The sequence below is a fragment of the Streptomyces beijiangensis genome (assembly GCF_017315755.1).
GTDB lineage: Bacteria > Actinomycetota > Actinomycetes > Streptomycetales > Streptomycetaceae > Streptomyces > Streptomyces beijiangensis.
The window spans coordinates 1-334 of record NZ_JAFLRJ010001117.1 but is presented as its reverse complement, the minus strand read 5'-3'; the positions used below and the strand labels follow the sequence as shown (position 1 = coordinate 334).

The following is a 334-nucleotide window of genomic DNA, read 5'->3' as shown; positions in this document are numbered from 1 at the left end:
GCAACAGGTCGAAGGAGACGCCCAGTTCGACGATCAGGGGCACGCCGGAGGCGGCCAGGAAGGCCGTCGCCGTGATCCCGTTGTCGAGGAGCAGGAAGCCGACCACCTGGGCCGGGGCGTGCCGCCGTGTCGCCAGGACGAAGAAGCCGCACTGCTCGGCGTACACGAACGGCGCTGGGACCTGCTCTCGGTCGCGGTCGGCATCGGCCTGCTGCGGGCGGGCGCACTGCCGTATCTGATGCGGCGCGCGCTGGCCACGGGCACCGAGGACGACGAGACCCGTCCGGTCGTCAATGTCGCGGCCTCCCTGCTGACGGCGGCGGCACTGACGCTG

The 334-nt window shown here is 71.9% G+C and carries 1 pseudogene; it reads left to right on the top strand.

The features are described 5' to 3' along the window. Window positions 1-118: 118 nt before the first annotated feature. A pseudogene (locus J0695_RS40805) lies at window positions 119-334 on the top strand (hypothetical protein); the annotation flags it as partial.